Below are 25,753 nucleotides of genomic sequence, written 5' to 3'. Positions count from 1 at the left end.
GCTGCGCGGGCAATTTAAGCCCGACGCGGCAACCAAGCAAGCGCTTGGGAAGAAGATCTGATCGGACTTTACAAACCAAGCGCTTGCTTGGTAGCCTCGAAGCACTTCCGTCGGAGGCTTGCCATGAATAAAACCGTGCGTATCGGTTGTGCCAGTGCCTTTTGGGGCGACACCTCCACCGCCGCAGCCCAACTGGTTGAAGGCGTCGCCCTGGACTACCTGGTGTTCGACTACTTGGCAGAAATCACCCTGTCACTGCTGGCCGGGGCACGTATGAAAGATCCCCAGGCCGGCTACGCGAGTGACTTCGTCGAAGTCCTCGCGCCGCTGCTGCCGGCCATCGCCGAGCAACGAATTCGGGTGATCAGCAACGCCGGCGGAGTCAATCCACAGGCCTGCGCCGCCGCCCTGCAAACCGCCTGCGACAAGGCCGGACTGGCGCTGAAAATTGCCGTGCTGCTGGGCGACGACCTGCAGCCGCAATTCCCGCAACTGGCGGCCAGCGGGGTACGGGAGATGTTCAACGATGCGCCCTTGCCGGCATTCTGTGTGTCGACCAATGCCTACCTCGGCGCCCCGGGCATTGTCGAAGCGCTACGACTGGGTGCGGACGTCGTCATCACCGGACGGGTGGTCGACAGCGCCGTGGTCAGCGCGGCCCTGGTGCATGAGTTCGGTTGGTCCTGGCAGGACTACGACAAACTGGCCCAGGCGGCATTGGCCGGGCACATCATCGAGTGCGGCGCACAGTGCACCGGCGGCAATTTCACCGATTGGCGCGAAGTGCCGGACTACGAGCACATCGGCTTCCCGGTGGTCGAGGTGCAGGACGACGGCCAGTTCATCGTCAGCAAGGCGCCCGACACCGGCGGCTTGATCAGCCCGTTGAGCGTGGGCGAACAACTGCTGTATGAGATCGGCAACCCACGGGCCTACCTGCTGCCGGATGTGATCTGCGATTTCAGCCAGGTGAAACTTCATCAGCAGGGCAAGGATCGGGTCCAGGTACACGGCGCCAAGGGCCTCGCACCGACCGCGCAATACAAAGTCAGTGCCACTTACCCGGACGGCTTTCGCTGCACCGCCAGTTGCCTGATCGCCGGCATCGACGCCGTCGCCAAGGCCCATCGAGTGAGCGAAGCGATCATCAATAAAACGTCGCAGATGTTCGAGCAGCGCGGCTGGGCGCCCTACACCGAGGTGAATATCGAACTGCTGGGCAGCGAAGCGACCTACGGCCCCCATGGCCAGCGCCAGGACAGCCGCGAAGTGGTGATCAAGCTCGCCGTGCGGCATCCGAGCAAACAGGCGCTAGTGCTGTTTTCCCGGGAGATCGCCCAGGCTGCCACCGGCATGGCACCTGGCTTGACCGGCATCGTCGGTGGTCGCCCCACGGTCTATCCACTAATCCGCCTGTTCTCCTTTCTCATCGACAAATCCGCCTGCACCCTGACCGTCGACCTGCAAGGCCATCGCCACCCCTGCGTCCTGCCCGCCCTTGATCATCTCGACAGCGCCGACCTGCCCTTGCCCTTCATAACGCCCAAACCCCAGGGCCAGGCGGACGCCAGTGTGGCGCTGGTAAAACTGGCGGTGGCGCGATCCGGCGACAAGGGTAATCACAGCAATATCGGGGTTATGGCCCGCTCGCCCGATTACCTGCCATGGATCGCCGAGGCGCTGACTCCCGAGGTGGTCGTTGACTGGATGCGCCATGTGCTCGACCCGATCCACGGCCGGGTCGAGCGCTGGTATCTGCCAGGTAGCCATAGCCTGAATTTCCTGTTGGAAAACGCCCTTGGTGGCGGTGGCGTGGCGAGCCTGCGGATCGACCCACAGGGCAAGGCCTTTGCCCAGCAGTTGTTGGAAATCCAGATTCCGGTACCGCAACACATCGCTGACCAAGTCAACTAGAGGGCTGTCGCCGTGGCATTTGATTCAATCTTCAAACCCGATCTGTTTGCCGGCCAGACCATTATCGTCACCGGTGGTGGCAGCGGCATCGGCCGCTGCACCGCGCACGAACTGGCGGCCCTCGGCGCCCACGTGGTGTTGGTGGGGCGCAAGCCGGAAAAGCTGCAAGCGGTGGCCATGGAAATCATCGAGGACGGTGGTCAGGCCAGTTGGCACACCTGCGATATCCGTGAGGAAGACTCAGTCAGGCAACTGGTGAAAAAACTGATCGAAGATCACGGCTCGATCCAGGGCCTGGTCAACAATGCCGGCGGCCAATACCCCGCGCCCCTGGCGTCGATCAACCAGAAAGGCTTTGAAACGGTAATGCGCACCAATCTGGTGGGCGGCTTCCTGATGGCCCGCGAAGTGTTCAACCAGTCGATGAGCAAAAGCGGCGGCGCCATCGTCAACATGCTCGCCGACATGTGGGGCGGCATGCCCGGCATGGGCCACTCGGGCGCAGCGCGCTCGGGCATGGACAATTTCACCAAGACTGCTGCGTTCGAATGGGGCTATGCCGGGGTCCGGGTCAACGCCGTCGCCCCCGGCTGGATTGCCTCCAGCGGCATGGACACCTACGAAGGTGCGTTCAAGGCGGTGATCCCGACCCTGCGCGAACACGTGCCGCTCAAACGTATCGGCACCGAATCGGAAGTCAGCGCGGCGATCGTCTTCCTGCTGAGTCCGGCCGCGTCGTTCATCAGCGGCAGCACATTGCGCATCGACGGCGCGGCGAGCCTGGGAAGCCGGGCGTGGCCGCTGCACAAAGCGCAGCACAGCGAGTCATTCAACGGTTTTCATCGCGCCTATCTGCCCGATGTGCTGAGGGATGGAGACTGATCGATGCCGATACTCGAAACTCAACTCGACCCGCAAAGCCAAGCCTACGCAGAGAATCGCCAGGCGATGCTGGCGGGCATCGAGCAAATCCGCCAGTTGGAGCGCAAGCTGCTGGACAAGGCAGCCGAAGCCAAGCCCAAGTTCGACAAGCGCGGCCAATTGCTGCCACGCGAACGCCTGAACCTGTTGCTCGACCCGGGGGCACCGTTCCTCGAACTGGCGAGCCTGGCCGGTTATAAATTGCATGACGACAAGGACGGCAGCCAGGCGGGCGGTGGCCTGATCGCCGGGATCGGTTACGTGTCCGGCGTGCGTGCGCTGGTGGTGGCCAACAACAGTGCGATCAAGGGCGGCACGATTTCCCCCAGCGGCCTGAAAAAATCCCTGCGCCTGCAACAGATCGCCATGGAGAACAAACTGCCGGTGATCACCCTGGCGGAAAGTGGCGGCGCCAACCTCAACTACGCCGCAGAGATTTTCGTCGAGGGTGCTCGCAGCTTTGCCAACCAGGCGCGGATGTCGGCCATGGGCTTGCCTCAGATTACCGTGGTCCACGGCTCGGCCACCGCCGGTGGTGCTTACCAGCCGGGGCTCTCGGATTACGTGGTGGTGGTGCGTGGCAAGGCCAAGCTGTTTCTCGCCGGCCCGCCGCTGCTCAAGGCGGCCACCGGCGAAATCGCCACCGACGAGGAATTGGGTGGCGCGCAGATGCACGCGCAAATCGCCGGCACCGCCGAGTACCTGGCCGAAAATGACGCCGATGGCATTCGCCTGGTGCGTGAGATTGTCGGTCTGCTGCCGTGGAACGCGCGCCTGCCAGTGGCCACGTCGTGCACCTGGGACGAGCCGCTGTACCCCATCGAAGAACTGCTGGGGCTGATTCCACAGGATCCGAAAAAGCCCTACGACGTGCGCGAAATCATCGCGCGGATTGCCGACGGCTCGCAGTTCCTGGAATTCAAGGGCGAGTTCGACCAACAGACCCTTTGCGGCCATCTGAAAATCCAGGGTCGGTCCTGCGGCTTCATCGGCAACAACGGCCCGATCACCCCGCAGGGCGCGAGCAAGGCCGCGCAGTTCATCCAGCTCTGCGACCAGAGCCAGACCCCCTTATTGTTCTTCCACAACACCACCGGGTTCATGGTCGGCACCGAGTCGGAACAACAAGGGGTGATCAAGCACGGCTCCAAGCTGATTCAGGCGGTGGCCAACGCGCGGGTGGCAAAACTGACGATCGTGGTCGGCGGTTCTTACGGCGCTGGCAACTATGCAATGTGCGGCCGCGGCCTCGATCCGCGCTTCATCTTTGCCTGGCCCAACAGCCGCACCGCTGTGATGGGTGGTGCCCAGGCCGGCAAGGTGCTACGCATCGTCACCGAGGCGCGGCAACTCAAGGAAGGCCTGGTGCCCGACCCCAAGGTGCTGGACATGCTCGAACAGGTCACTGCGCAGAAACTCGACAGCCAGTCCACCGCGCTCTACGGCAGCGCCAGCCTGTGGGACGACGGGCTGATCGACCCACGGGACACCCGCACGCTGCTCGGTTACCTGCTGGATATTTGCCACGAAGCCGAGGTTCGGCCACTGCAACCCAACAGTTTCGGTGTCGCCCGGTTCTAGGCCGGCCCAAGGAGAACAATAAAAATGCTTTTTACCCAGGAACACGAAGCACTGCGCCGCACCGTTCGACAGTTTGTCGACAGCGAGATCAATCCCCACGTCGACGAGTGGGAAAAGGCCGGGCGTTTTCCCATCCACGAGATTTTCCGCAAGGCCGGCGACCTCGGTCTGCTGGGCATTTCCAAGCCGGAAAAATTCGGCGGCATGGGGCTGGACTACAGCTATTCGATTGTTGCCGCCGAAGAGTTCGGGACCATTCGCTGCGGCGGCATTCCGATGTCGATCGGCGTACAGACCGACATGTGTACCCCGGCGCTGGCGCGCTTCGGTTCCGATGAGTTGCGTGACGAGTTCCTGCGCCCGGCCATCACCGGCGAGCAGGTCGGCTGTATCGGCGTCTCGGAAGTCGGCGCCGGGTCCGACGTCGCCGGACTGAAAACCACCGCCCGCAAGGACGGCGACGACTACGTAATCAACGGCAGCAAGATGTGGATCACTAACTCGCCAAGCGCCGACTTCATCTGCCTGCTGGCAAACACTTCGGACGACAAGGCGCACATCAACAAATCGTTGATCATGGTGCCGATGAACACGCCGGGAATTTCCCTCAGCTCGCACCTGGACAAATTGGGCATGCGCAGCTCGGAAACCGCCCAAGTGTTTTTCGACAACGTGCGAGTACCGCAGCGCAATCGCATCGGCCATGAAGGCGCCGGGTTCATGATGCAGATGCTGCAGTTTCAGGAAGAACGCCTGTTTGGCGCGGCCAACATGATCAAGGGCCTGGAGTACTGCGTCGACAGCACCATCGAGTACTGCAAGGAGCGCAAGACCTTCGGCAATGCCCTGATCGATAACCAGGTGATCCACTTCCGCCTTGCCGAACTCTCCACCGAAATCGAATGCCTGCGGGCGCTGGTCTATCAGGCCACCGAGCAATACATCCGCGGCCAGGACGTCACCCGCCTGGCGTCAATGGCCAAGCTCAAGGCCGGGCGTCTGGGCCGCGAAGTCACCGACAGTTGCCTGCAGTACTGGGGCGGCATGGGCTTCATGTGGGACAACCCGGTGGCCCGCGCCTACCGTGACGTGCGCCTGGTGTCGATTGGCGGTGGCGCCGACGAAATCATGCTGGGGATCATCTGCAAGTTGATGGGCATCCTGCCGGGGAAGAAAAAATGACCGCCCTCCCCGCTTGCCAGACCCTGCTGCTTGAACTGCATAACGCGGTGCTGCACATCACCCTGAACCGCGCCGATTGCCGCAATGCCATGAGCTTGCAAATGGTCAGCGAATTACGCGCAGTGTTGGCCGCGGTGCGTGATGACCGACAGGTTCGCGCGCTGGTGCTCGGCGGTGCCGGAGGCCACTTCTGCGCCGGTGGCGACCTCAAGGACATGGCTAACGCCCGCGCTCAGGGCGCTGACGCCTACCGCGAATTGAATCGCGCCTTCGGTGCATTGCTGGAGGAAGCCCAGCACGCCCCGCAAGTGCTGATCTGCGTGTTGCAAGGCGCAGTGCTCGGCGGTGGTTTTGGCCTGGCCTGCGTCAGTGACATCGCCCTGGCCGATCACCAGGCGCAATTCGGTCTGCCAGAAACCAGCCTGGGCCTGCTCCCCGCGCAGATCGCCCCCTTCGTGGTGCAACGCATCGGCCTGACCCAGACCCGGCGCCTGGCCCTCACCGCCGCCCGCTTCAATGGCCTCGAAGCCCATCGCCTGGGACTGGTGCACTTTGTCGAGCACGACCCGCAAGCGCTGGCCGAACGCCTCGATGCGGTGCTCGTCGATGTCCTGCGCTGCGCGCCGGGGGCCAATGCCGTCACCAAGGCGCTGTTGCTGGCCAGCTCCGAACAGCCGCTGGGCCCTTTGCTCGACCAGGCCGCCGAATGGTTCAGCACCGCCGTGACCGGTGCGGAAGGCATCGAAGGCACTCTGGCTTTTGTGCAAAAACGCAAACCGAACTGGGCCTCCTGACCACTCACCCTTGGGGAACTCAAGCATGCCGACCTTGCGCAAAATCCTCATCGCCAACCGCGGTGAAATTGCCTGCCGCATCCAGCGCACCGCCCAAGCCCTGGGCTATCGTACGGTGGCAGTATTCAGCGATGCCGATGCCGACGCCCTGCACGTTCGCCTGGCCGATGAAGCCGTGCACATCGGCCCGTCTGCCGTGGCCCAGTCCTACCTCAATTCGGCAGCGATCATCGACGCCGCCCGGCGCAGCGGTGCCGATGCGGTCCATCCCGGCTACGGTTTTCTTTCGGAGAACGCCGGATTCGCCGCTGCCTGCCTTGAAGCCGGCCTGATTTTTATTGGTCCAAGCCCTGAAGCCATCGAACTGATGGGAAGCAAGCGCCTGTCGAAGCTCGCCATGCTTGACGCCGGCGTACCGTGCATTGGCGGTTACCAGGGTGCCGAGCAGGACGATGCGACCTTGGCGCGCGAGGCCGGGCGCATCGGTTTTCCGTTGATGATCAAGGCCAGCGCCGGGGGTGGCGGACGGGGCATGCGCCTGGTGGAGAGTGCCGAACAGTTGCCGGAACAACTGCGCACGGCTCGCTCCGAAGCCCTGCATGCATTCGGCAGTGACGAGTTGATCCTGGAACAGGCGTTGATCGATCCGCGTCATGTGGAAATCCAGTTGTTCGGAGACCAGCACGGCCAGCTGGTGTACCTGGCGGAACGCGATTGTTCGATCCAGCGCCGGCATCAGAAAGTCATCGAAGAAGCACCGTGCCCGGTGATGACGCCCGAGTTGCGTCGGGCCATGGGCGAGGCGGCACTCAAGGCAGCCCGAGCGGTGAACTACGTCGGCGCCGGCACCGTCGAGTTTCTGCTCGATAGCCGTGGACAGTTTTATTTCCTGGAGATGAATACCCGCCTGCAGGTCGAGCATCCGGTGACCGAGCTGATTACCGGGCTGGACCTGGTGGCCTGGCAACTGAATATCGCCGCAGGCTTGCCGCTGCCGTTGTCCCAGGAGCAGGTCGAAATCAACGGCCATGCCATCGAAGTGCGGTTGTACGCCGAAGATCCGGCCCAGGGTTTCCTGCCGCAGACCGGACAGATCAGCCACTGGGCGCCGGCTCTGGAAGACGGGGTGCGCATCGACCACGGCCTGCTCGAAGGCCAGCAGGTCAGTCCCTTCTACGACCCTATGCTGGGCAAGGTGATTGCCTGGGGAGCCACCCGCGAGGAGGCCCGGCGTAAATTGCTGCGGGCGGTCGAAGACTCGGTCCTGCTGGGGGTGCAGACCAACCAGCGCCTGCTCGCGGCGCTGCTTGATCATCCGGGTTTCGTCGCCGGGGAATTCAGCACCGGTTTTATCCCTGAGCACTTCCACGACCATCCGAGCCTGAAGCCCCACGCGCCCAGTGCCGCGGAGTTGGCAGTCGCGGCGGCGTTGTTCTATCACCAATCGGCTCGCGTCCATGCGCCCGGACTGAATGGTTGGCGCAACAACAGCGGCGCGCCGCTGCAACAGCAGATCGGCCTGCAGGAGGCACGCTGGGGCACTGAAATAGCAGCGCTGGGCGAAGCACAGTTGAGTGTTCAAGTGGCGGGCGAATCCGTGGTCTTGCACCTGCTGGAGATCACCCCGCGAGTCGCCCATCTACAGATCAATGGCCTGCGCCGACGCTATCCCTATGCCTTTAACGGCGGGCAACTGTGGCTGTGGACCCGCCCGGGCGCCCTGGTGCTGCAGGATCTGACCCTGGCGCCTGTCGCCGGCCAGACCAGCCTTGCCAGCGGCACACTGAAAGCGCCGATGGATGGGGCGATTGTCGATGTGCTGGTCAGCGAAGGCAGCCAGGTCAACAAGGGCCAACTGCTGCTGGTGCTGGAGGCGATGAAGATGGAGCACCCGCTTAAGGCCGGCATTGACGGGGTGATCAAACGCCTGCAGGTCAACCCGGGCGACCAGGTGAAAAACCGCCAGATCCTGCTGGAGGTTGAATAAGCCGCTAGGCGGATCCGCCGGGTTTGGCTACGCTCAGCCACATCAGTGCGCGGATATCAGGAAAGCGGCGATGCCTCATTGGCTGGTAATTGATCTTGAAGCAACAACCGATGACGGTGGCTGGCCGATTGAAGAGATGGAAATCATCGAAATCGGCGCCACCCTGGTCAATCGCCAGGGCCGCGAGCTGGACCATTTCCAGCGGTTTGTGCGGCCCCAGCGACGCCCCCTGCTGACGCCATTCTGTCGGGAACTGACCCATATCACCCAGGCCAACATCGACTCGGCCCAGCCGCTGGCCGAGGTCTGGGCGCTGTTCGAGCGCTGGCTCGGCCAGCACCACAGCCGCCTGGAAGGCTGGGCCAGTTGGGGCGACTACGATCGTCGGCAATTGCTTCAGGAATGGCAGCGCCTGCAACTCGACAGCGCCCTGAGCCGCGTGCCGCACATGAACCTCAAGCAGCGCTTCGCCAAGGCCCGGCGCCTGGAGCGGCCGTTGGGGCTCAATGCCGCCCTGCAACTGGCCGGCCTGCAATTCAGCGGGCAACAACACCGGGCGCTGGAGGATGCGCGCAACACCGCGCGCCTGCTGCCGCTGACACTGCCGGCCAATCCTTGAGGGCAACAGGTGACGGGCGAAATGGCCTTGTGCATACTGGCCGGCCTTTTTAGCCCTTTTCGAGGAACCGCCCATGTTTAAAGTCAACGAGTACTTCGACGGCACCGTCAAGTCGATCGCCTTCGGCACCGCCGAAGGTCCGGCTACCATCGGCGTCATGGCACCGGGCGAATATGAATTTGGCACCAGCCAGCGCGAAGTCATGCACGTGGTTTCCGGTGCGCTGACCGTTAAGTTGCCTGAGAGCACCGACTGGCAGACCTTTGCCGCCGGCAGCCAGTTCAACGTCCCGGCCAACAGCAAGTTCCAGCTGAAAGTCGCGGTCGACACGGCCTATCTGTGCGAATACCTCGCTTAAGGCAATCCGCTAAAACAAAAATGCCCGTGTCGCAGGACACGGGCATTTTGCGTTCAGGGCTTAAGGTTTCATTCGAGAATGGTCACCGGCATGCCGACTTCGAGCAAGCCGTTGGCGTTATTCACCAAGTTCTGCCCGAACATCGCGCCATCCGTCTGGGCGCGGTATTTCTGCAGCGTTGCCAGTGGCTCGCGGTCCTCACTGCGCACGCCAGTCTGCGGATCAATGGTGGTGAGGATGCAGCGCGAGCACGGCTTGACCACCCGAAACTCGACGTCGCCGATCAGGATGCGTTTCCAGCCATCCTCGGCGAACGCCTCTGCGCCCTCGATCACCAGGTTCGGCCGGAACCTGAGCATTTCCAGCGGGCGACCGACCTTCTGTACCAAATCATCCAGCGACGCCTGACCAATCAACAACAATGGATAGCCGTCGGCGAAAGCGACTTTGTCATCGTCCCGGCCATAACCCGCCTCGGTGAGGCGCGCACGATCTTCCGGCACCTGCACCAGTCGAGTCGGCTTGCCAATGAACTCGCTGACCCAGGCCGCAGCAGCAGCGCCGGCGTCCGGAACGCGCAAGGTATCGCGCCAGATGGTCACGCCACGCAATTGGGCATCGTCGGCGGGCAAGTCCACTTCAATCGATGAATGCCCGGGCGCGGCCAGGGTCAAGCCGCCGGCAGGATTCCACAGCGCCGACAACTGACTCATGCTCGGCACCGCACGCTGCGTCAGGAAGCGCCCGCTGGCCTCATCCACCAACATCCAGCGACGGTCACCGGCCAGCCCCAGCTTGTCGAGGCTCGCCTGGTGCAGGGCCTGGCCCTTGCCGGATTTCAGTGGAAAACGGTAAAGCGCACTCAGACGCAACATGGCCAGCTCCCTGTTAGGCAAAGCGCCACCCTATACGAGCTTTGGCGCTGAATCAAAGGCTGATGCCAGGCGCCTGGCCACCCGCCGTCATTGCGCGATGATCAGGCCGGGACTTGATCAAGCAACAGACGCTGGCGCACCACGTCGACCAACTTGTCCGGCTGGAATTTCGAGAGGAAGTTGTCGCAACCAACCTTCTTCACCATCGACTCGTTGAAGCTGCCGGACAACGAGGTATGCAGCACCACGTACAGGCTGCGCAGGCGCGGATCGTTGCGGATTTCGGTGGTCAGGCGATAGCCATCCATTTCCGGCATCTCCGCGTCGGTGAAGACCATCAGCAGCTTTTCGCTCATGTCCACGCCGCTGTCCGCCCAGCTTTTGAGCATCCTCAACGCCTTGAGGCCATCACTGGCAATGTGCATCTTCACCCCCAATTGGCCAAGAGTCTCGCGCAGTTGCGCCAGGGCCACGTTGGAATCGTCCACCAGCAGCACTTCACGTCCGCGAGCCTGCTCCAGCAGCGGGTCTTCGAGCTTCTCGCGCGAGACCTTGGCGCTGTAGGGAACGATTTCCGCCAGGACTTTTTCCACGTCGATGATCTCGACCAACTGCTCGTCGACCTTGCTGATGGCCGTCAGGTAGTGCTGGCGGCCCGCGCTGGAAGGCGGCGGCAGAATGGCTTCCCAGTTCATGTTGACGATGCGATCCACGCCCCCCACCAGGAACGCCTGCACCGAGCGGTTGTACTCAGTGACGATGATGGTGCTGTTGACCCCGGGCACCAGCGGGCGCATGCCAATGGCCTGGGACAGGTCGATGACCGGCAGGGTCTGACCGCGCAGATTGACCACCCCGCAGACAACGGGATGACGGTGTGGCATCAGGGTCAGCTTGGGGAGTTGCAGGACCTCCTGAACCTTGAACACGTTGATCGCGAACAATTGCCGACCGGCGAGGCGGAACATGAGAATTTCCAGGCGGTTCTCACCCACCAGTTGGGTGCGTTGATCTACCGTGTCGAGAATGCCGGCCATTAAAGACTCCTGGGGGGGTTCGATGAATTCAGTCATGCAGCGTATCGGCGTACGCGAGCACATCTTGACTGCTGAAGTAACGGCTTCGGCAAAAAAATTGATGTCGAACTGACATCATGCTCTACTGGGTGAGCCATTGTTCCCGTCTCTTTAGCGCAACACCTGCCGGCAATCCACCTGCGCTGCCCCCTTATCAGGGATTCCCCTATGGGCAATCGGGACCACCCTGATATTCGCGATATCTAATTGCCATTAATGTGACGCCATTCTCATTGCATGAATGGAGTCAGGCTTTTGTTTTTGATCATGGAGCCGAAACCCGGCCCTTTCGATACCCCATCAAAACACTCAATCAGAGAATGGCGGCCCAGCGCCGCTTCGACAATTCGCAGCGCCACAGACGAAAAACCGGAACCGTCCTACAGACTTGGTTCGACGGCTAGCAGTAACTTACTCCCGTTCACCCGACGCCCCATTGCATCACCTGACTTCAGGTCGTGGAGAAAAGCATGTTGAACGAACGGAAAAACTGGAATCCCCGCCTACCTGAATTTCTGGTCGAAGCCGAGACACTGCTCGCCCGATCCGAGGAATGCCTGGTCCATTTGCAACTCATCAGAAACGATGCGGATGCCGTCCGCTGCCTGCTCGATACGTTGCAGGTCCTGGCTAACCGCGCGGATGTACTGGCGCTTGGCACTGTTTCGCGGTTCGCCAACGGTATCCATGCCGTACTCAGCCAGGCCCACCGACAAGTCGACCTGCACGCCCAAGCGCTGGATTCCTTGCAGGCGTGCCTGACGTTGATGGCCTGGCAACTTGAACTGGTCGATCTCCATACGGGCGAACTCGGCCTTGACACCGAGGAGCAAGCAGCCCTCCTGGAGCGCCTGACCCTGGACCTCAACGGCGTCCCCTTGCAGTTCTCAGTTCCTGCCACTGGCTTTGCTCCCCCGTTACAGGCAAAGCGCGCGTGAGATCCACCGACGGCCCGCCGCCCCCCTCTGCCCCCAAAGCCGGCCGACGATGAAGTTGCAAGCTGGCCGGTTCCATGGCGCGACCCGGCATCTATTAGGTGGTAACATGCGCACCAAATAATTGACGCTACATTAATGGCACTCTGGATCCAGAGCGGCACCCGATCCTTACAGTGCAAAACTCGTTGTTGACTTGCAGACTGCTCCGATTTGAAGCCGACCACTCCAGTCAATCCACCTGACCGGCCAGCCCACAACGAACATCCATGGGTCCTCCGCGCCATGCACGCCAGCCTCAGATCAGTCACCGCCTGGCGCCCCTCTCGACAAAACGTTCAGCGACTGACCCTATTGCTCTGCATCGGCACGGCATTGGGTTGTCTGGCGACCTATTACCTGTCCCTGCCATTGCCACTGCCCCTGGTTGTGCTGAGCCTGAGCGCAGCGGGCGGCGTGTTTCACCAGTACCTGCGGTTGCGCAGGTCGATCAAGTTCCAACCCCAGGAGCTGGCCGACCGCCTGTTGCAGGTTCAGGAGAACGAACGTCATCGATTGAGTCGCGAATTGCACGACGATATCGGCCAGTTACTGACCGCAGCCAAACTGCAAAACGAATGGCTGCGGCGCCGCCTGCCGGCGGAACTGCAAAGCCACTGCGGTGCACTGGGCGAGACCCTGGAAGAAACCCTGGCAAAAGTGCGCGATGTGTCCGCAGCGCTCAACCCCAGGCAACTTTCCAGCCTGGGTCTGGAAGCCAGTTTACGCGCCCATCTGCTCAAGACGCTGGCCAAAACCAGCGTGCACTGGAGCCTGGAGTGCCAGCAACAGCTCAATGGAATTGCCGAGGAGATGGCCGTGGCAGCGTTCCGCATCACCCAGGAAGCCACGACCAATGTTCTGCGCCACGCCCAGGCCAACAATTTGTGGATCCGCCTGCAACGCACACCAGAAGGGCTCGCGCTGCGCATCAGTGATGATGGGCAAGGCTTTGCCCCGGCCACTTGTCCAGCCCAGGAGGGTCAACGCGGCATGTCGGGCATGGCGGAACGGGTTGAACAACTCGGCGGCACACTGACGATTACCAGCGCGCCAGGCGAGGGCACGCAAATCGATGCACTGTTTCCCTGGACACCCCGCACCCTCCAACGAGCCAACACGAATAAGGTTGCCCATTGACTTGTAACTTGCTGCTGGTGGACGACCACTCACTGATCCGCGCCGGGGTGCGCGCGATGGTCATGGACATTCCCGGCTACCGCGTGATTGGCGAGGCCGAGGATGGTGCCCAGGCCGTGGAAATGGTCCAGATCCTGAATCCCGACATCGTTGTGCTGGATCTGTCCATGAAGCAGGTGGGAGGGCTTGAGGCATTGGCCACACTCAAAGCACAGCGGCCACTGTGCAAGGTCCTGATCCTGTCGATGCACACTGACCCGGCGATGATCATGCGTGCGTTGGAATCCGGCGCCCATGGCTATTTGCTCAAGGACACCACGGCAACCGAACTGGAGCATGCGCTTGCAGCCTTGCGCGATAATGAACGTTACCTGAGCCCGGCCATCGCTCACACCGTGATCAATCAGGCGCTCGGTCAAGGGCACCCCCCTTCCATGGTATCCACACGTGCGCATGAACTGACCGCAAGACAACTGGAAATCCTGCGCCTGATCGTGCGCGGCAAGTCCACCCGCGAGATTGCCGGCGGTTTGGGGCTGAGCATCAAAACCGTGGAAACCCACCGTTCGCAGATCATGAAGCGACTGCAGATCTTCGACGTGGCAGGTCTCGTATTGTTTGCCGTGCGAGAACAAATCATCAGCCTCGACGACTGAACGGGTCAGCTCTGGAGTAACGGCGAGTCCTGCGGCAAGTGCACTCGCAAGGCACCTGGACGTATGGCAAAGCGCATGTTGTCACCGTCCAGTGGTTCGCCATCGAGGTTGATGGAGAGCCCTTCCGCTGCCTTGATCTCGACCCATGGCAGCCGTGCACGGACAAACAGGTTGTCCAGCCCCCAGCCATCGGCCACCAGGTCCTTGAGCGTGCCCACCACATCCTGGGGGGCAGGAAGGATGCTGATATCCAGCAAGCCATCGTCGATCGACGCCTGCGGGCACAGTTCGTGCCCGCCCCCGGCCTGGCGACCGTTACCAATTCCCAGCGCAAGTAACTCGCCGTGCCAGTGAAAGTCTGGTCCCTGCAACTCGGCATAGGCGGCATGCAGCTCACTGAAACGAGTCAGTCCGGTGAACAGATAGGCTGCGCCGCCGAGCATCTTCTTCAAATCTTCAGAGGTATTGGCCGTGACCTGACTCCCGAATCCACCGGTTGCCATGTTCAAGAACACCTGTCCGCCAACCTCCCCCAGATCGATGGCGCGGGCCGGCACATCGAGCAGCGACAACGCTTCGCGTGGCTCCAGGGAAACACCGGCGGCACGAGCGAAATCATTGGCCGTGCCCAGGGGCAGAAGCACCAGGCTGGCTTGCCCTGAGTCGGCCGCCATCGCCTCGGCAATATCGCGCAAGGTGCCGTCGCCGCCACCGGCAATCAGTTGGCTATAACCCGCGGCTATGGCCTCCTGCACCAGGCGTTGCGCATCGCCAGCTTCCCAGGTCAGGCGAACCGCCAACTCCCAGCCTTGCTGGCGCTTCTCCTCCACCGCGGCCCGAACCTCCTCGTTCAGCGCCTGCTTGCCATGCAAAATCAACAGTGCCTTTCGCTCACTCATCATCTGTCCCCATTGATTACCTGACATCTGACAGATGTTGACCATGCGCGAGTGAGAAAGGATCCGTCAAAAATGAAATACCGGGGCGCAATCGTCCCACCAGCCCTTATGAACTGCGCTAAACATCGAGTTTTTTCTTACAGCCAGTGACGAATTAGCCGGATTGACGGTGCACTGATATTGGAACACCGTGTGTCGGCAGTCATCTGGAACCAATTGGAAACATACAAGGACGAACAGGCATATGAATGGAACCGTGTTACAGGCAGCAACCCGCTCCATCGCAAAAACTCCTGCAACCCCGGCCATCAATGCCAATCTGGCAGATTCGGTGCTCAGGGGCGATCAACAAGCGCACTCCCACGATCCTCAAAAAGGAGCCGATATGGGCCCTCGCATCGCGGAACTGGAGACTCAGTTGAACGAGCTGCGCAAGCACCAGCATCAGCTCCATGAGGAGCTGAAATCCATCAGGAACAGGCTGGGGTTTTCAACGGGCATCATCACCGTGCTGATCGGGCTGGCCTGCTGGATTGCCAACAGCCGCTTCGATCAACTGGTAGCGTTGCTCAACTGACGGAGCGCACAACCCGCACGCCAGGCCCAGGCAATACCAGGCATTGCCGGCCTGACGAGGCGCTTCAGCCGAGAACTTCGCTTAGCGGAATGAAATTGACCCAGTCACCTTCGCCCAGGGTTCGCTCTTCCAGCACTTCGACAAGGCCTTCTGCCCAAGCCGCACTGCGCAGCACACCCGAGCTCTGATTGCGGTAGATAATTGCCCGCCCCTGCTCCAGGCGACCACGGAGGTACTCTCGACGATTACCCGCTTTCGGCCAGTCGAATCCCGCAGGCACCCGGAATTGCAACGGCGTAAGCTCCTGTACACCTTGGCGACGCAGCAGATAGGGGCGCGCCAGCAGGGCAAACGTCACCAGTGTCGAAGCCGGGTTGCCTGGCAGTCCGATCACCGGCACGCCCTGAAAATGGCCAACCGTCAGTGGTTTTCCGGGTTTGATCGCCAATTTCCACAAGGTCAACTCACCGGCCTCACGTAAGGCGACGCCGAGGAAGTCGGCTTCACCGACCGACACGCCACCGGTGGAGAGAATCAGGTCGACCCCATCCAGCGCAGTCAAACGTTCACGGGTGGCTTGCAGGTTATCGGGGAGAATTCCCGCATCCACGACATCGCAGCCCAAGCGCTTCAGCCAGCTACACAGCAACACCCGGTTGCTATTGTAAATCTGTCCCGGACCGAGCGCCTGACCAGGCTCAACCAACTCATCGCCCGTCGAAAGGACTGCGACGCGCACTTTGCGCACCACGTCCAATTCCGCACACCCCAGTGACGCTGCGAGTCCCTGCTCGATCGGTCCCAGGCGGGTACCGGCGCTCAGTACCAACTCGCCAACCGTGGTTTCCTGACCTTGCGGGCGGATGTTCTGCCCGGGATGAAGCGCCTCGCTGAACTGCACGCGCTGGTCGGCCAGCACTTCGGCGTTCTCCTGCATTTCCACGCAGTCAGCGCCGGCCGGTACCGGAGCACCGGTGAAGATTCTCGCGCAAGTGCCTGGCTGCAGCGGCTCAGGGGCCATACCCGCAAAGATTTTCTGCGTGACCGCCAAGGGCTCGCCCATCCAATCGGCAACGCGCAATGCGTAGCCGTCCATGGCGCTGTTGGGCCAGGGCGGCAAGTCCAGGGTAGACTGCAGATCCTCGGCGAGCACCCGCCCCTCGGTCGCCGCCAGCGGCAATCGCTCACGCTCGAGTATCGGCGTCGCGTCGGCCATTTCCAGCAGACGGGCGAGTGCCACTTCAACCGGCAGCAAACTGCCGCTTTTGCCAGGCTTACCCACGGGATTCACAAGGTGCCGCCTGTTTCAGGTGCGGTACGAAATTGCACGGGCGGTGGCGCGAGTCCAGTTGCTCAGCGAGAATTCCATCCCAGCCAGTGCGCACTGCGTTGGTGGAACCCGGCAGGCAGCACACCAGCGTGCCATTGGCCAGACCTGCCAACGCGCGGGACTGGACCGTCGAGGTGCCGATGTCCGCCACCGATATCTGGCGAAACAGCTCACCAAAGCCGTCCACCTGCTTGTCCAGCAGGCAACTGACGGCCTCCGGTGTGCTGTCACGACCGGTGAACCCGGTGCCGCCGGTAATCAACACGACTTGAACCACATCGTCAGCAATCCAGGTGGCCACTTGTGCACGAATTTTGTACAGGTCATCTTTGAGCAACACCCGTGCAGCCAGATTGTGTCCGGCCGCGCCCAGGCGGTCGACGAAGACCTGTCCGGACGTATCGGTTTCAAGCGTGCGGGTGTCGCTGACGGTCAGCACTGCAATGTTCAGCGGGGCGAAAGGCACTTCAGCCTTGGCTTTCATAGGCTCGTCCAGTTGTAGGAGAAACAGCCCGGTGTTATATCACAGCGCCAGTTTACTTTGCCGCACCGATGGAGATGCCCCATGGTCTCGAACTTCCAGTCATTCACCTGCTCGATTCTGATCCTGGCTGGAGGCCGCGGCCAGCGCATGAATGGCCAGGACAAAGGGCTGCTGGAATGGCATGGCCAGCCGCTTATCGCTCACCTGCACGAGCGCACGCGCGACATGACGGATGATCTGCTCATTTCCTGCAATCGCAATGTTGAACGCTACGCCCAATATGCCGACCGACTCGTGCATGACGAAATCAACGACTTCCCCGGCCCACTGGCAGGCATACGTGCAGGCCTTGCAGCCGCCCGGCATAGCCATCTGATGGTGCTGCCATGCGATGTACCACGGATCGACACGCAGCTGTTGCAGGACATGCTTGATACGGCCCTCCAGCACCCTGAAAAACCGCTGATGCTTCGTCAGGGTGAACACTGGGAACCACTGCTTTGCGTCATTCCGGTTGCACTGGCGGATGAGTTCGAACGTGCCTGGAACAATGGTGAGCGCAGTCCCGGCAAGATCATGCGCACGCTTGGCGCCCGGTCTTTACAGTGTCCGGAGAACGATCGACGCCTGGCCAATCTCAATACACCCGAACTGTTAGCACTGCATGACCCCCTGTCAGAATGACGACGTCAAGGAACTTGCCGGCGTGCTTCACGTCTTAAGTTCAGACTCTTTTAGAATTCACTTGCGGAGACCTCTCATGACTCAACGGACACTCGCCACTTTCATGCTCGCCCTGGGCCTGGCCACGCTCGCCGGTTGCTCATCGCCTGCAGTCATCACCTTGAATGACGGTCGCGAAATCCAGTCGGTCGATACCCCTAAATTTGATTCCGACACCGGCTTCTACGAGTTCGAGCAACTGGACGGCAAGCAAACCCGTATCAACAAGGATCAGGTTCGCACCGTTAAAGACCTGTAAGCGTCGACCCTGCGCTCAATGCCCGCCCCGCGTGGGCATTGTTGCATCTGGGCCAGTAAAAACCTCTCACCAGGCCAGCTTGATCCGGCTTTCGAACGTCCGCTCCAGACCACTGAGCGGATCGGTAAAGCGCAACCCCTTGGCCAATAACTTCAATGGATGGGCATAATCGTCCACGGCGTCTTTCACCACATGGGGATAGAACGGATCGTTGCAGATGCTGGCACCCAGCGCCGTCATGTGAACGCGTAACTGGTGCTTTTTGCCCGTGACCGGATACAGCCCATAGCGCCATAGCTCGCCGTTCTTTTCCAGGACCTCTACCGCCGTCTCCGTATTGACTACGCCAGGCCCCTCCTGCATGCGGAAAAACGGTTCGCCATCGACCAGTCGACTCTTGTGCACCAACGGAAAGGACAATTGCGGCAGCGCCCTGGCGATCGCTTCATAGTGCTTGTCGATCTGCCGCGTGGGGAACAACGCTTGATACGCGGAGCGGCTCCGTGGATCGGCGGAAAACAGCACTAGCCCGGCGGTGTGCCGGTCGATACGGTGCAGCGGTACCAAATGGGGGTTATCCAGACGCCGGATCAAGCGCCGAAGCAACGTCTGCTCGACATACTCACCCGCCGGGGTCACCGGCAGGAAGTGTGGCTTGTCGGCGACCACCAGATGCTCATCGGCAAACAGGATCGCTTCCTCCACCGGTATGTGTTTTTCATCGGGCACTTCACGAAAATAATGGACTCGCAGGCCTTCTTTATATGCCAGGTCAAAAGCAATCGGCTGGCCATGCGCGTCCAGTACGCGCCCTCGGGCAATCCGGTCCAGCCACTGTTCACGGCTAATGGCACTGAAGTGTTCACACAGGCAGTCGAGCACGGTTACCCAGGAGCCCGGAGGCAGGTACAGCGTGCTGGCCTGATTGTGTGCGGCGGAAAACATTGGGGTGGACATAGAAAGGCTCGACCGTTTTTGCAGACGGGCATTATCCAGCAACGAGCCCCTCTACACCTAATACGCGATCGCCGGTGGCAGGCCTCAGGCAGTCATTGACTCACGCACCACCGCAGCCTCGGTGAACTCCTTCAACCAGCGCAACACGTCCACCGCCTCCCAGCGCCCCGGATCATAAAGTGCGTAAAGCAAACCCTGATACCCGACAACATCCAGTTGCCGGTGATAGCCAGCCCGCTGAAACAAGGCTTCAATCTCGGCAAAGCAAGTATTGAAATGGACTTTATTGAAGGGTGTCTTTCCTTCCGTCACCAGGCCATCAAGCTGCAGCTCGCGCACCGCCTCACGCACCACATCGGCGGACATCCGATTCACGCTGGCTTTCAACTGTTCGACCTTGATCATGTCGCGCCCCTCTCTTTTCCGTCGCACCTGTTCAGGCAAGCCAACTGCCGCCCGAAAACCAAATAACTGTACAGGCATACAGTACAGGAATAAATCGGCGGGCGCCAACGGGATACTGGATAGGCACGACCAACGGGGACGTTACGCGCAAGGAAACGAGGGAGATTTAGAGCAGAAACGCGACAACCTGATCAGCGTCGAACGGCCAGTCCAGCTCGGCACTTGTATCGACCCTGCGCAACACTGGAATCCGCAAGCCATAGGCCTCAACCATGGACTCGCGCTCGGCAATGTCCACCAACTCCACCATTAGTCCGTGCTCGACCAGTGGCATCAGCACGTCTTCGGCGAGTTCACACAGATGGCAACCAAGGGTGCCGAACAACTGGCATTCAGGAGGCATGACATACAAACCGGGAAGGATCGGGTGATTATTCTAGGCCGCACACCCAACCTCGTCGAGCCTAGCCGGGTGTGCCCCCTCAACCTGCACAGATCCTCAATCCTGACTGACCGCGCCAATCTTGTGAATCGACAGGTCGGCGCCGTAATACTCCTCCTCCTGACTCAGGCGCAGACCATGCAAGGCCTTGATCACCCCATAGACCGCAAAGCCTCCCAGCAGGGCGACCAATATCCCCAGCGCAGTGCCGATCAACTGGCTGATCAGGCTGACACCCCCGAGGCCACCCAGGACACTCTGGCCAAAGATCCCGCAGGCAATCCCGCCCCAGGCTCCGCACAAACCGTGCAACGGCCAGACACCCAGTACGTCGTCGATTTTCCAGCGGTTCTGCGCAGCAATAAAACACCAGACAAACAGCGCCCCCGCGACGGCGCCCGTAATCAGTGCGCCCACCGGGTGCATCAGATCGGAGCCGGCACAGATTGCCACCAGTCCGGCCAACGGACCGTTGTGCAGGAAACCAGGGTCATTGCGCCCCACAATCAAGGCCGCCATCGTGCCCCCGACCATTGCCATCAACGAATTGACCGCCACCAGACCACTGACGCCTTGCAACGTCTGGGCACTCATGACGTTAAAGCCGAACCAACCGACGATCAGAATCCATGAACCCAACGCGAGGAACGGAATACTCGACGGGGCAAACGCGACCAATCGCCCTTCGCGGTAGCGACCATTACGCGGCCCCAGCAACAGCACGGCCGCCAGCGCCAGCCAACCGCCCATGGCGTGTACGACAACCGAGCCGGCAAAGTCATGAAAACTGGCGCCGAACTGTGCCTGCAACCAGGCTTGCAAGCCAAAGTTGCCATTCCAGATCATGCCTTCGAAAAACGGATAGATGAACGCTACGATCAACGCCGTTGCGCACAACTGCGGGACAAAGCGTGCCCGCTCGGCGATCCCGCCGGAAATGATCGCCGGAATGGCTGCAGCAAACGTCAGCAAAAAGAAAAACTTCACCAGGCCGTAACCATGATCGGCACTGAGCGCGCTGGCCGGCAGCATGAAATTGACGCCGTAGGATATCCAGTAGCCTATAAAGAAGTAGGCCAGCGTCGACACTGCGAAGTCACTGATGATCTTCGACAGCGCATTCACCTGGTTTTTTTGACGAACCGTGCCCACCTCCAGAAACGCAAACCCGGCGTGCATGGCCAGGACCATCACCGCACCGATCAATATGAAGAGCGTATTGGAACTGTGGATCAGGGTATCCACTGCACTTTGCAAATTTTCCATGGGTTGGGCAGACCTTCAAAACGCAAAAAGCACCAAAGCAGTTCGTCGAGCCGACATGCGCACCAAGATAAGACCAGCCCTGGTCTTTACTGTGTTCAGAAATGAACCGTTTTGGCGCATGGACTTAAACATGATCCATCGTTGCCTGGATGTTCCGCGGGTTTCTATGATTTAGGTTATGGTTTTTGCGTAGAGCGCCCGATTTCAGGACAACAGGGCTGGCCGACGCACCATGACATAGCAAAAGCTGTACCAGCCATTTGCACTGAACCTTCGTGCAAGGCCCATACTCGAACCTTTGACACGCCACCTATGGAGATCAACATGGCCAGCAAAACGGCAAAGACTGCTCAAGAAATCCTGATGGACGATTTTCAGACACTGGTCAGCGATACCGAGCGCCTGCTGGAACACACGGCGACCCTGGCGGGTGATCAAGCCGATGAATTGCGCGAACAGATCCATGAAAGTCTGCTGCGTGCCCGTGAAACCCTGCAACTGACCCAGGAATCCCTGACCGAGCGTGGCAAGGCGGCAGTCACTGCCACTGAAGACTACGTGCAGGCCAATCCCTGGCAGTCGGTAGGCATCGCCGCCGGCGTCGGATTCCTCATTGGCCTGCTGGCGACACGGCGCTGATATGGCTATCGGTGAATCCGGTTCGACCGAGACCACTCCTGGCGCTTCGCCGCGACGCCTGGGTGCCGCATTTCTGGGGCTGCTGCACAGCCATGTCGAACTGTTCGGCATCGAGTTGCAAGAGCAAAAAGCCCGCACGGTAAGCCTGTTGCTGTTCGCCGGCCTGGCGCTGGTGTTTGCCTTGCTGTTATTGGTGGGACTTTCGGCGCTGGTGATGATTTTGCTGTGGGACACCTATCGCCTCACGGCAATCATTGGCCTGTGCGTGTTCTACGCGCTAGCGGCGATGTTCTGTGGACTGCGCCTGAAAGCGGCGATTTTTGACGAGTCCTCGCCCTTCCATGCCACCCTCGAAGAGCTGGCCAACGACAGGGAGCGCTTGTTGCCATGAACCTTCCCGAAATCCCCAGAAACAGTTCACGTCAGGAAATGCGCAAGGCCCTGATTCGCCTGCGCATGGAAATGCATCGCCAGGAACTGCGCCACGAATCCCGACAATTGCTCCAGCCCTTGCAGCGTGTTCGCGGCATGGGCCAAAGTTTTCAAGACGGCCTGGGCATCAAGCATGCGCCACTTTGGGGCGTGGCAGCCGTTACCTTGCTCGGATTTCTCACCGGTAAGGGTGCCAAGGGTAGCGGAATTCGCAGTGCCAGCCGAATGGTTAGACTCGGCACCACTCTGCTGCCGCTGATCAAGCTGATCATCGGTAGCGCTCGAAAAAACTGATAGATAGCGCACCGGGTTTCATTAGCCAGAAGCTCGGTTGCGCTTGCAGCTTGTGAAATGACGCGGGAAGCTAGCGCATCAGTCATCAGACGGAGCAATCAGCCTTGGATTGGCAAACCCTGCTTAATCGTGAACGCCTGGGAAAACCTGTACACAGTCCGCAGGAGCTCGGCCGCAGCCCGTTTCACAAAGACCACGACCGGGTCATCTTTTCCGGCGCCTTTCGCCGCCTGGGCCGCAAGACCCAGGTTCACCCCGTCTCAAGCAATGACCACATCCATACCCGCCTGACCCACTCGCTGGAGGTCAGTTGCGTAGGGCGCTCGCTGGGTATGCGGGTCGGTGAAACCATTCGTAGTGCCCTGCCTGACTGGTGCGAACCCAGTGACCTGGGCATGGTGGTGCAGTCCGCCTGCCTGGCCCATGACATTGGCAACCCACCTTTTGGTCATTCCGGCGAGGACGCCATTCGCTATTGGTTTCAGCAAGCTGCGGGCAAGGGCTGGCTGGATGCGATGAGCGAAGTCGAGCGCAACGACTTCCTCAACTTCGAGGGCAATGCCCAAGGTTTCCGGGTGCTGACCCAGCTGGAATATCACCAGTTCGACGGCGGCACCCGCCTGACTTATGCAACGCTCGGCACCTACCTCAAGTATCCCTGGACGGCGCGCCACGCCGACTCGCTGGGCTACAAGAAACACAAGTTCGGCTGCTATCAGAGCGAACTGCCCCTGCTGGAGCAAATCGCTCAGAAACTCGGCCTGCCTCAACTCGAAGAGCAACGCTGGGCACGTCATCCACTGGTCTACCTGATGGAAGCGGCGGATGACATCTGCTATGCCCTCATCGATCTGGAAGATGGCCTGGAGATGGAGCTTCTGCAGTACGCAGAGGTTGAATCGCTATTGCTCGGCCTGGTCGGAGATGATTTGCCTGAAACTTACCGGCAACTGGGTGCCAATGATTCTCGTCGCCGCAAACTGGCGATTCTGCGTGGCAAGGCCATCGAACACCTGACCAATGCAGCAGCACGAGCATTTGTCGAACAGCAGGACGCGCTCCTGGCAGGCACACTGCAAGGCGACCTGGTCGAGCACATGCACGGACCTGCCAAACGTTGCGTACTCAATGCCAAGGACATGGCCCGAAAGAAAATCTTTCAGGACAAGCGCAAGACCCTGCATGAAATCGGTGCCTACACGACCTTGGAAATTTTGTTGAATGGTTTCTGCGGGGCAGCCCTGGAGCAGCACGGTGGCCGCGCGGCTTCGTTCAAGAACCGACGGATACTCGATCTGCTGGGTAACAATGCGCCCGACCCTCAAGGCTCCCTACATGCTTCATTCTTACGCATGATCGATTTCATCGCCGGAATGACCGACAGCTATGCAAGCGACATGGCACTGGAAATGACAGGGCGCTCAAGCCACTCATAAAAGGTATCGAACAGTGACTGCACAACACGAGCCAGTCACTGTTCAGTTTCTCGCTCGACGTGTTTCCGACATTTTTCGAAACTTCTGAACACGATAAACATCATGTTTAATTCACGCCCTGCAATCATTACGACAGCCAAGACCACAAGAAACCACTTTCAACAATAAAAAGTGCAACACCGGAAATCTACACTGAGTTCTTTTAACGGAGAGCCCCATGTTCAAACACAACTGTAGAGTCCTGCTGGTGGAAGACCACCCCTTTCAACTCAAGGCAGCCCTATCCCTATTGGAAACTTATGGGTTCACTCACATCACGACGGCCGACAGCGCTGCCAACGCCTTGCAGCAGATGCAATTTGCCATTCATCCCTTTGAATTATTATTGTGCGACCAGCACCTTCCTGACTGCCCGGGCCTTGAGTTGATTCGAATTGCTCACCAGCGTGGTTTAGTTGAGCACGCCATACTCCTGAGCTGCCTGGAAATAGCCGAACTCGAGGCATTAAAGAAATCTGCACATGCCCAACGCCTGCCTCTACTGGGCTGCATGAGAAAGCCACTGAAACATTCTGAACTTATACTTCTATTGACTCCTCTGAATAACATCATTCAAACGGGCTAAACACAATCACACGCCATGCAAAAAGAAATACCTGATGAAGCACTTTGACCCCGGTGCAGGTCACACTTCAATGAAGGTGGCTTGCATTGACTAACACCATTAATCAACCGCTCACTTCCCCCCACCTACTCAACTACCCTGCTGCCTCGTAATCCCCTACCTTTTCTATTGTAGGACAAGTCCTAGATTGCATCCGTGAGGGCTTCGGTTAATACGTCAGTTCGGCTATCTGAGCTAAGGTGCTCGCTTTATTCGCGCACGTATGGGAATTGATTATGAACTCCGTTTTTATTGTCGACGATCACCCCGTCATTCGCCTTGCAGTTCGTATGTTGCTGGAGCATGAGGGTTACAAAGTCGTCGGTGAATCCGACAATGGTGTCGACGCCATGCAAATGATTCGCGAATGTATGCCGGACCTTATCATTCTTGATATCAGCATTCCCAAATTGGATGGTCTGGAAATTCTTTCTCGCTTCAACACCATGAACACGCCGCTAAAAATCCTGGTACTAACCGCTCAGTGCCCGAAACTGTTTGCCATTCGTTGCATGCAGTCCGGTGCTTGCGGCTACGTCTGCAAGCAGGAAGATCTCAGTGAACTGGTCAGTGCAATCAACGCCGTTTTCTCTGGCTATCACTACTTTCCCAGTCATGCACTGAACCCGACTCGCGGAAACGAAGAACAGTCGGTCGAGCTTGACCTGTTCAAGTCCGTCAATGATCGCGAACTGATGGTTCTGCAACTGTTTGCCCAAGGTCGCAGCAACAAGGAAATCGCCAAGGGCATGTTCCTCAGCAATAAAACTGTAAGCACCTACAAAAAAAGACTGATGCAGAAACTCAAGGCCAGATCCCTGGTCGAGCTGATCGAAATGGCAAAACGCAACGCTCTAGTGTGAGAAACA

General features: G+C 59.8%; 29 protein-coding genes. 20 read left to right on the top strand and 9 right to left on the bottom strand.

The window, feature by feature from the left end; translation table 11 throughout:
- The first annotated feature begins 123 nt into the window (after positions 1-123).
- From NR126_RS10675 to NR126_RS10640, 8 genes are all read left to right on the top strand, one after another.
- Entirely contained in the window at positions 124-1,914 is a 1,791-nt protein-coding gene (locus tag NR126_RS10675; RefSeq protein WP_027620217.1) for an acyclic terpene utilization AtuA family protein, read from the top strand.
- Positions 1,915-1,926: 12 nt separating this feature from the next.
- Positions 1,927-2,796: an SDR family oxidoreductase gene (locus NR126_RS10670; protein WP_105753751.1), complete on the top strand. Its 870-nt coding sequence runs from the start codon at positions 1,927-1,929 to the stop codon at positions 2,794-2,796.
- A 3-nt stretch (positions 2,797-2,799) separates the two neighbouring features.
- Positions 2,800-4,416 (top strand): geranyl-CoA carboxylase subunit beta, encoded by a 1,617-nt coding sequence (gene atuC / locus NR126_RS10665; protein ID WP_027620215.1) that lies wholly within the window; start codon positions 2,800-2,802, stop codon positions 4,414-4,416.
- A gap of 24 nt (positions 4,417-4,440) precedes the next feature.
- The gene (gene atuD / locus NR126_RS10660) at positions 4,441-5,598 is read left to right on the top strand and encodes a citronellyl-CoA dehydrogenase (RefSeq protein ID WP_027620214.1); all 1,158 of its coding nucleotides are present in this window, start codon (positions 4,441-4,443) and stop codon (positions 5,596-5,598) included.
- Positions 5,595-6,392, top strand: a complete 798-nt coding sequence (locus tag NR126_RS10655) for an enoyl-CoA hydratase/isomerase family protein (RefSeq protein ID WP_256830193.1) — start codon at positions 5,595-5,597, stop codon at positions 6,390-6,392. Before atuD ends, NR126_RS10655 begins: the two co-directional genes overlap by 4 nt.
- A gap of 25 nt (positions 6,393-6,417) precedes the next feature.
- Positions 6,418-8,379, top strand: a complete 1,962-nt coding sequence (locus tag NR126_RS10650) for an acetyl/propionyl/methylcrotonyl-CoA carboxylase subunit alpha (protein WP_256830192.1) — start codon at positions 6,418-6,420, stop codon at positions 8,377-8,379.
- Between the two features lie 70 nt (positions 8,380-8,449).
- On the top strand, positions 8,450-8,998 hold the full coding sequence (locus NR126_RS10645) for an exonuclease domain-containing protein (protein ID WP_027620211.1): 549 nt from the start codon (positions 8,450-8,452) through the stop codon (positions 8,996-8,998).
- Between the two features lie 73 nt (positions 8,999-9,071).
- Entirely contained in the window at positions 9,072-9,356 is a 285-nt protein-coding gene (locus NR126_RS10640; protein ID WP_027620210.1) for a pyrimidine/purine nucleoside phosphorylase, read from the top strand.
- Positions 9,357-9,424: 68 nt separating this feature from the next.
- Here NR126_RS10640 and NR126_RS10635 read toward each other — a convergent pair whose 3' ends face one another.
- Together NR126_RS10635 and NR126_RS10630 are read right to left on the bottom strand one after the other, a co-directional pair.
- Positions 9,425-10,231: an MOSC domain-containing protein gene (locus NR126_RS10635; RefSeq protein ID WP_256830191.1), complete on the bottom strand. Its 807-nt coding sequence runs from the start codon at positions 10,229-10,231 to the stop codon at positions 9,425-9,427.
- 101 nt (positions 10,232-10,332) lie between these two features.
- Positions 10,333-11,268 (bottom strand): chemotaxis protein CheV, encoded by a 936-nt coding sequence (locus NR126_RS10630; protein WP_256830190.1) that lies wholly within the window; start codon positions 11,266-11,268, stop codon positions 10,333-10,335.
- A 509-nt stretch (positions 11,269-11,777) separates the two neighbouring features.
- Here NR126_RS10630 and NR126_RS10625 point away from each other — a divergent pair.
- From NR126_RS10625 to NR126_RS10615, 3 genes are all read left to right on the top strand, one after another.
- Positions 11,778-12,245, top strand: a complete 468-nt coding sequence (locus tag NR126_RS10625) for a hypothetical protein (RefSeq protein WP_256830188.1) — start codon at positions 11,778-11,780, stop codon at positions 12,243-12,245.
- A 282-nt stretch (positions 12,246-12,527) separates the two neighbouring features.
- Entirely contained in the window at positions 12,528-13,421 is an 894-nt protein-coding gene (locus NR126_RS10620; RefSeq protein WP_256830186.1) for a sensor histidine kinase, read from the top strand.
- Positions 13,418-14,077 (top strand): response regulator transcription factor, encoded by a 660-nt coding sequence (locus tag NR126_RS10615; protein ID WP_256830184.1) that lies wholly within the window; start codon positions 13,418-13,420, stop codon positions 14,075-14,077. Before NR126_RS10620 ends, NR126_RS10615 begins: the two co-directional genes overlap by 4 nt.
- A gap of 5 nt (positions 14,078-14,082) precedes the next feature.
- Here NR126_RS10615 and yegS read toward each other — a convergent pair whose 3' ends face one another.
- Complete coding sequence (yegS, locus tag NR126_RS10610; protein WP_027620204.1) at positions 14,083-14,976, bottom strand: lipid kinase YegS; 894 nt, start codon at positions 14,974-14,976, stop codon at positions 14,083-14,085.
- Positions 14,977-15,220: 244 nt separating this feature from the next.
- Between yegS and NR126_RS10605 the strand changes: the two genes are divergently transcribed.
- Positions 15,221-15,553 carry a hypothetical protein gene (locus tag NR126_RS10605; protein WP_256830183.1) on the top strand — a complete coding sequence of 111 codons (333 nt, stop codon included), beginning with the start codon at positions 15,221-15,223 and terminating at the stop codon, positions 15,551-15,553.
- 64 nt (positions 15,554-15,617) lie between these two features.
- Here NR126_RS10605 and glp read toward each other — a convergent pair whose 3' ends face one another.
- Together glp and moaB are read right to left on the bottom strand one after the other, a co-directional pair.
- A complete protein-coding gene (glp, locus tag NR126_RS10600) occupies positions 15,618-16,844 on the bottom strand; it encodes a gephyrin-like molybdotransferase Glp (protein ID WP_027620202.1) in 1,227 nt (408 codons plus the stop codon).
- Positions 16,828-17,367 (bottom strand): molybdenum cofactor biosynthesis protein B, encoded by a 540-nt coding sequence (gene moaB, locus NR126_RS10595; RefSeq protein ID WP_027620201.1) that lies wholly within the window; start codon positions 17,365-17,367, stop codon positions 16,828-16,830. The genes glp and moaB overlap by 17 nt, the downstream gene beginning before the upstream one ends.
- Before the next feature lie 81 nt (positions 17,368-17,448).
- Between moaB and mobA the strand changes: the two genes are divergently transcribed.
- Both mobA and NR126_RS10585 read left to right on the top strand, forming a co-directional pair.
- Positions 17,449-18,051 (top strand): molybdenum cofactor guanylyltransferase MobA, encoded by a 603-nt coding sequence (mobA, locus tag NR126_RS10590; RefSeq protein ID WP_027620200.1) that lies wholly within the window; start codon positions 17,449-17,451, stop codon positions 18,049-18,051.
- A 76-nt stretch (positions 18,052-18,127) separates the two neighbouring features.
- The gene (locus NR126_RS10585) at positions 18,128-18,349 is read left to right on the top strand and encodes a YgdI/YgdR family lipoprotein (RefSeq protein ID WP_027620199.1); all 222 of its coding nucleotides are present in this window, start codon (positions 18,128-18,130) and stop codon (positions 18,347-18,349) included.
- A 66-nt stretch (positions 18,350-18,415) separates the two neighbouring features.
- Here NR126_RS10585 and NR126_RS10580 read toward each other — a convergent pair whose 3' ends face one another.
- The 4 genes from NR126_RS10580 to NR126_RS10565 form a co-directional block, all read right to left on the bottom strand.
- On the bottom strand, positions 18,416-19,306 hold the full coding sequence (locus NR126_RS10580; RefSeq protein WP_105753759.1) for a pseudouridine synthase: 891 nt from the start codon (positions 19,304-19,306) through the stop codon (positions 18,416-18,418).
- A gap of 84 nt (positions 19,307-19,390) precedes the next feature.
- Positions 19,391-19,711, bottom strand: a complete 321-nt coding sequence (locus NR126_RS10575) for a transcriptional regulator (RefSeq protein WP_256830182.1) — start codon at positions 19,709-19,711, stop codon at positions 19,391-19,393.
- A gap of 166 nt (positions 19,712-19,877) precedes the next feature.
- Positions 19,878-20,114 (bottom strand): glutaredoxin family protein, encoded by a 237-nt coding sequence (locus tag NR126_RS10570; RefSeq protein WP_027620196.1) that lies wholly within the window; start codon positions 20,112-20,114, stop codon positions 19,878-19,880.
- 96 nt (positions 20,115-20,210) lie between these two features.
- Positions 20,211-21,419 carry an ammonium transporter gene (locus NR126_RS10565; RefSeq protein WP_256830180.1) on the bottom strand — a complete coding sequence of 403 codons (1,209 nt, stop codon included), beginning with the start codon at positions 21,417-21,419 and terminating at the stop codon, positions 20,211-20,213.
- A 324-nt stretch (positions 21,420-21,743) separates the two neighbouring features.
- Between NR126_RS10565 and NR126_RS10560 the strand changes: the two genes are divergently transcribed.
- From NR126_RS10560 to NR126_RS10535, 6 genes are all read left to right on the top strand, one after another.
- Positions 21,744-22,058, top strand: coding sequence for a YqjD family protein (locus tag NR126_RS10560; RefSeq protein ID WP_027620194.1), 315 nt, complete (start codon positions 21,744-21,746; stop codon positions 22,056-22,058).
- 1 nt (position 22,059) lies between these two features.
- Positions 22,060-22,449: a phage holin family protein gene (locus NR126_RS10555; protein ID WP_027620193.1), complete on the top strand. Its 390-nt coding sequence runs from the start codon at positions 22,060-22,062 to the stop codon at positions 22,447-22,449.
- Positions 22,446-22,784, top strand: coding sequence for a hypothetical protein (locus tag NR126_RS10550; protein WP_256830179.1), 339 nt, complete (start codon positions 22,446-22,448; stop codon positions 22,782-22,784). Before NR126_RS10555 ends, NR126_RS10550 begins: the two co-directional genes overlap by 4 nt.
- 104 nt (positions 22,785-22,888) lie before the next feature.
- On the top strand, positions 22,889-24,220 hold the full coding sequence (locus NR126_RS10545) for a deoxyguanosinetriphosphate triphosphohydrolase (protein WP_027620191.1): 1,332 nt from the start codon (positions 22,889-22,891) through the stop codon (positions 24,218-24,220).
- Positions 24,221-24,437: 217 nt separating this feature from the next.
- A complete protein-coding gene (locus tag NR126_RS10540) occupies positions 24,438-24,845 on the top strand; it encodes a response regulator (RefSeq protein WP_027620190.1) in 408 nt (135 codons plus the stop codon).
- Positions 24,846-25,120: 275 nt separating this feature from the next.
- Positions 25,121-25,747, top strand: a complete 627-nt coding sequence (locus tag NR126_RS10535; protein ID WP_105753763.1) for a response regulator transcription factor — start codon at positions 25,121-25,123, stop codon at positions 25,745-25,747.
- Positions 25,748-25,753: the final 6 nt, after the last annotated feature.

Source organism: Pseudomonas sp. Pse1, from assembly GCF_024519635.1.
Taxonomy (GTDB): Bacteria; Pseudomonadota; Gammaproteobacteria; order Pseudomonadales; family Pseudomonadaceae; genus Aquipseudomonas.
The sequence above is the reverse complement of the archived record's forward strand: the minus strand, read 5'-3'. Positions and strand labels throughout refer to the sequence as shown.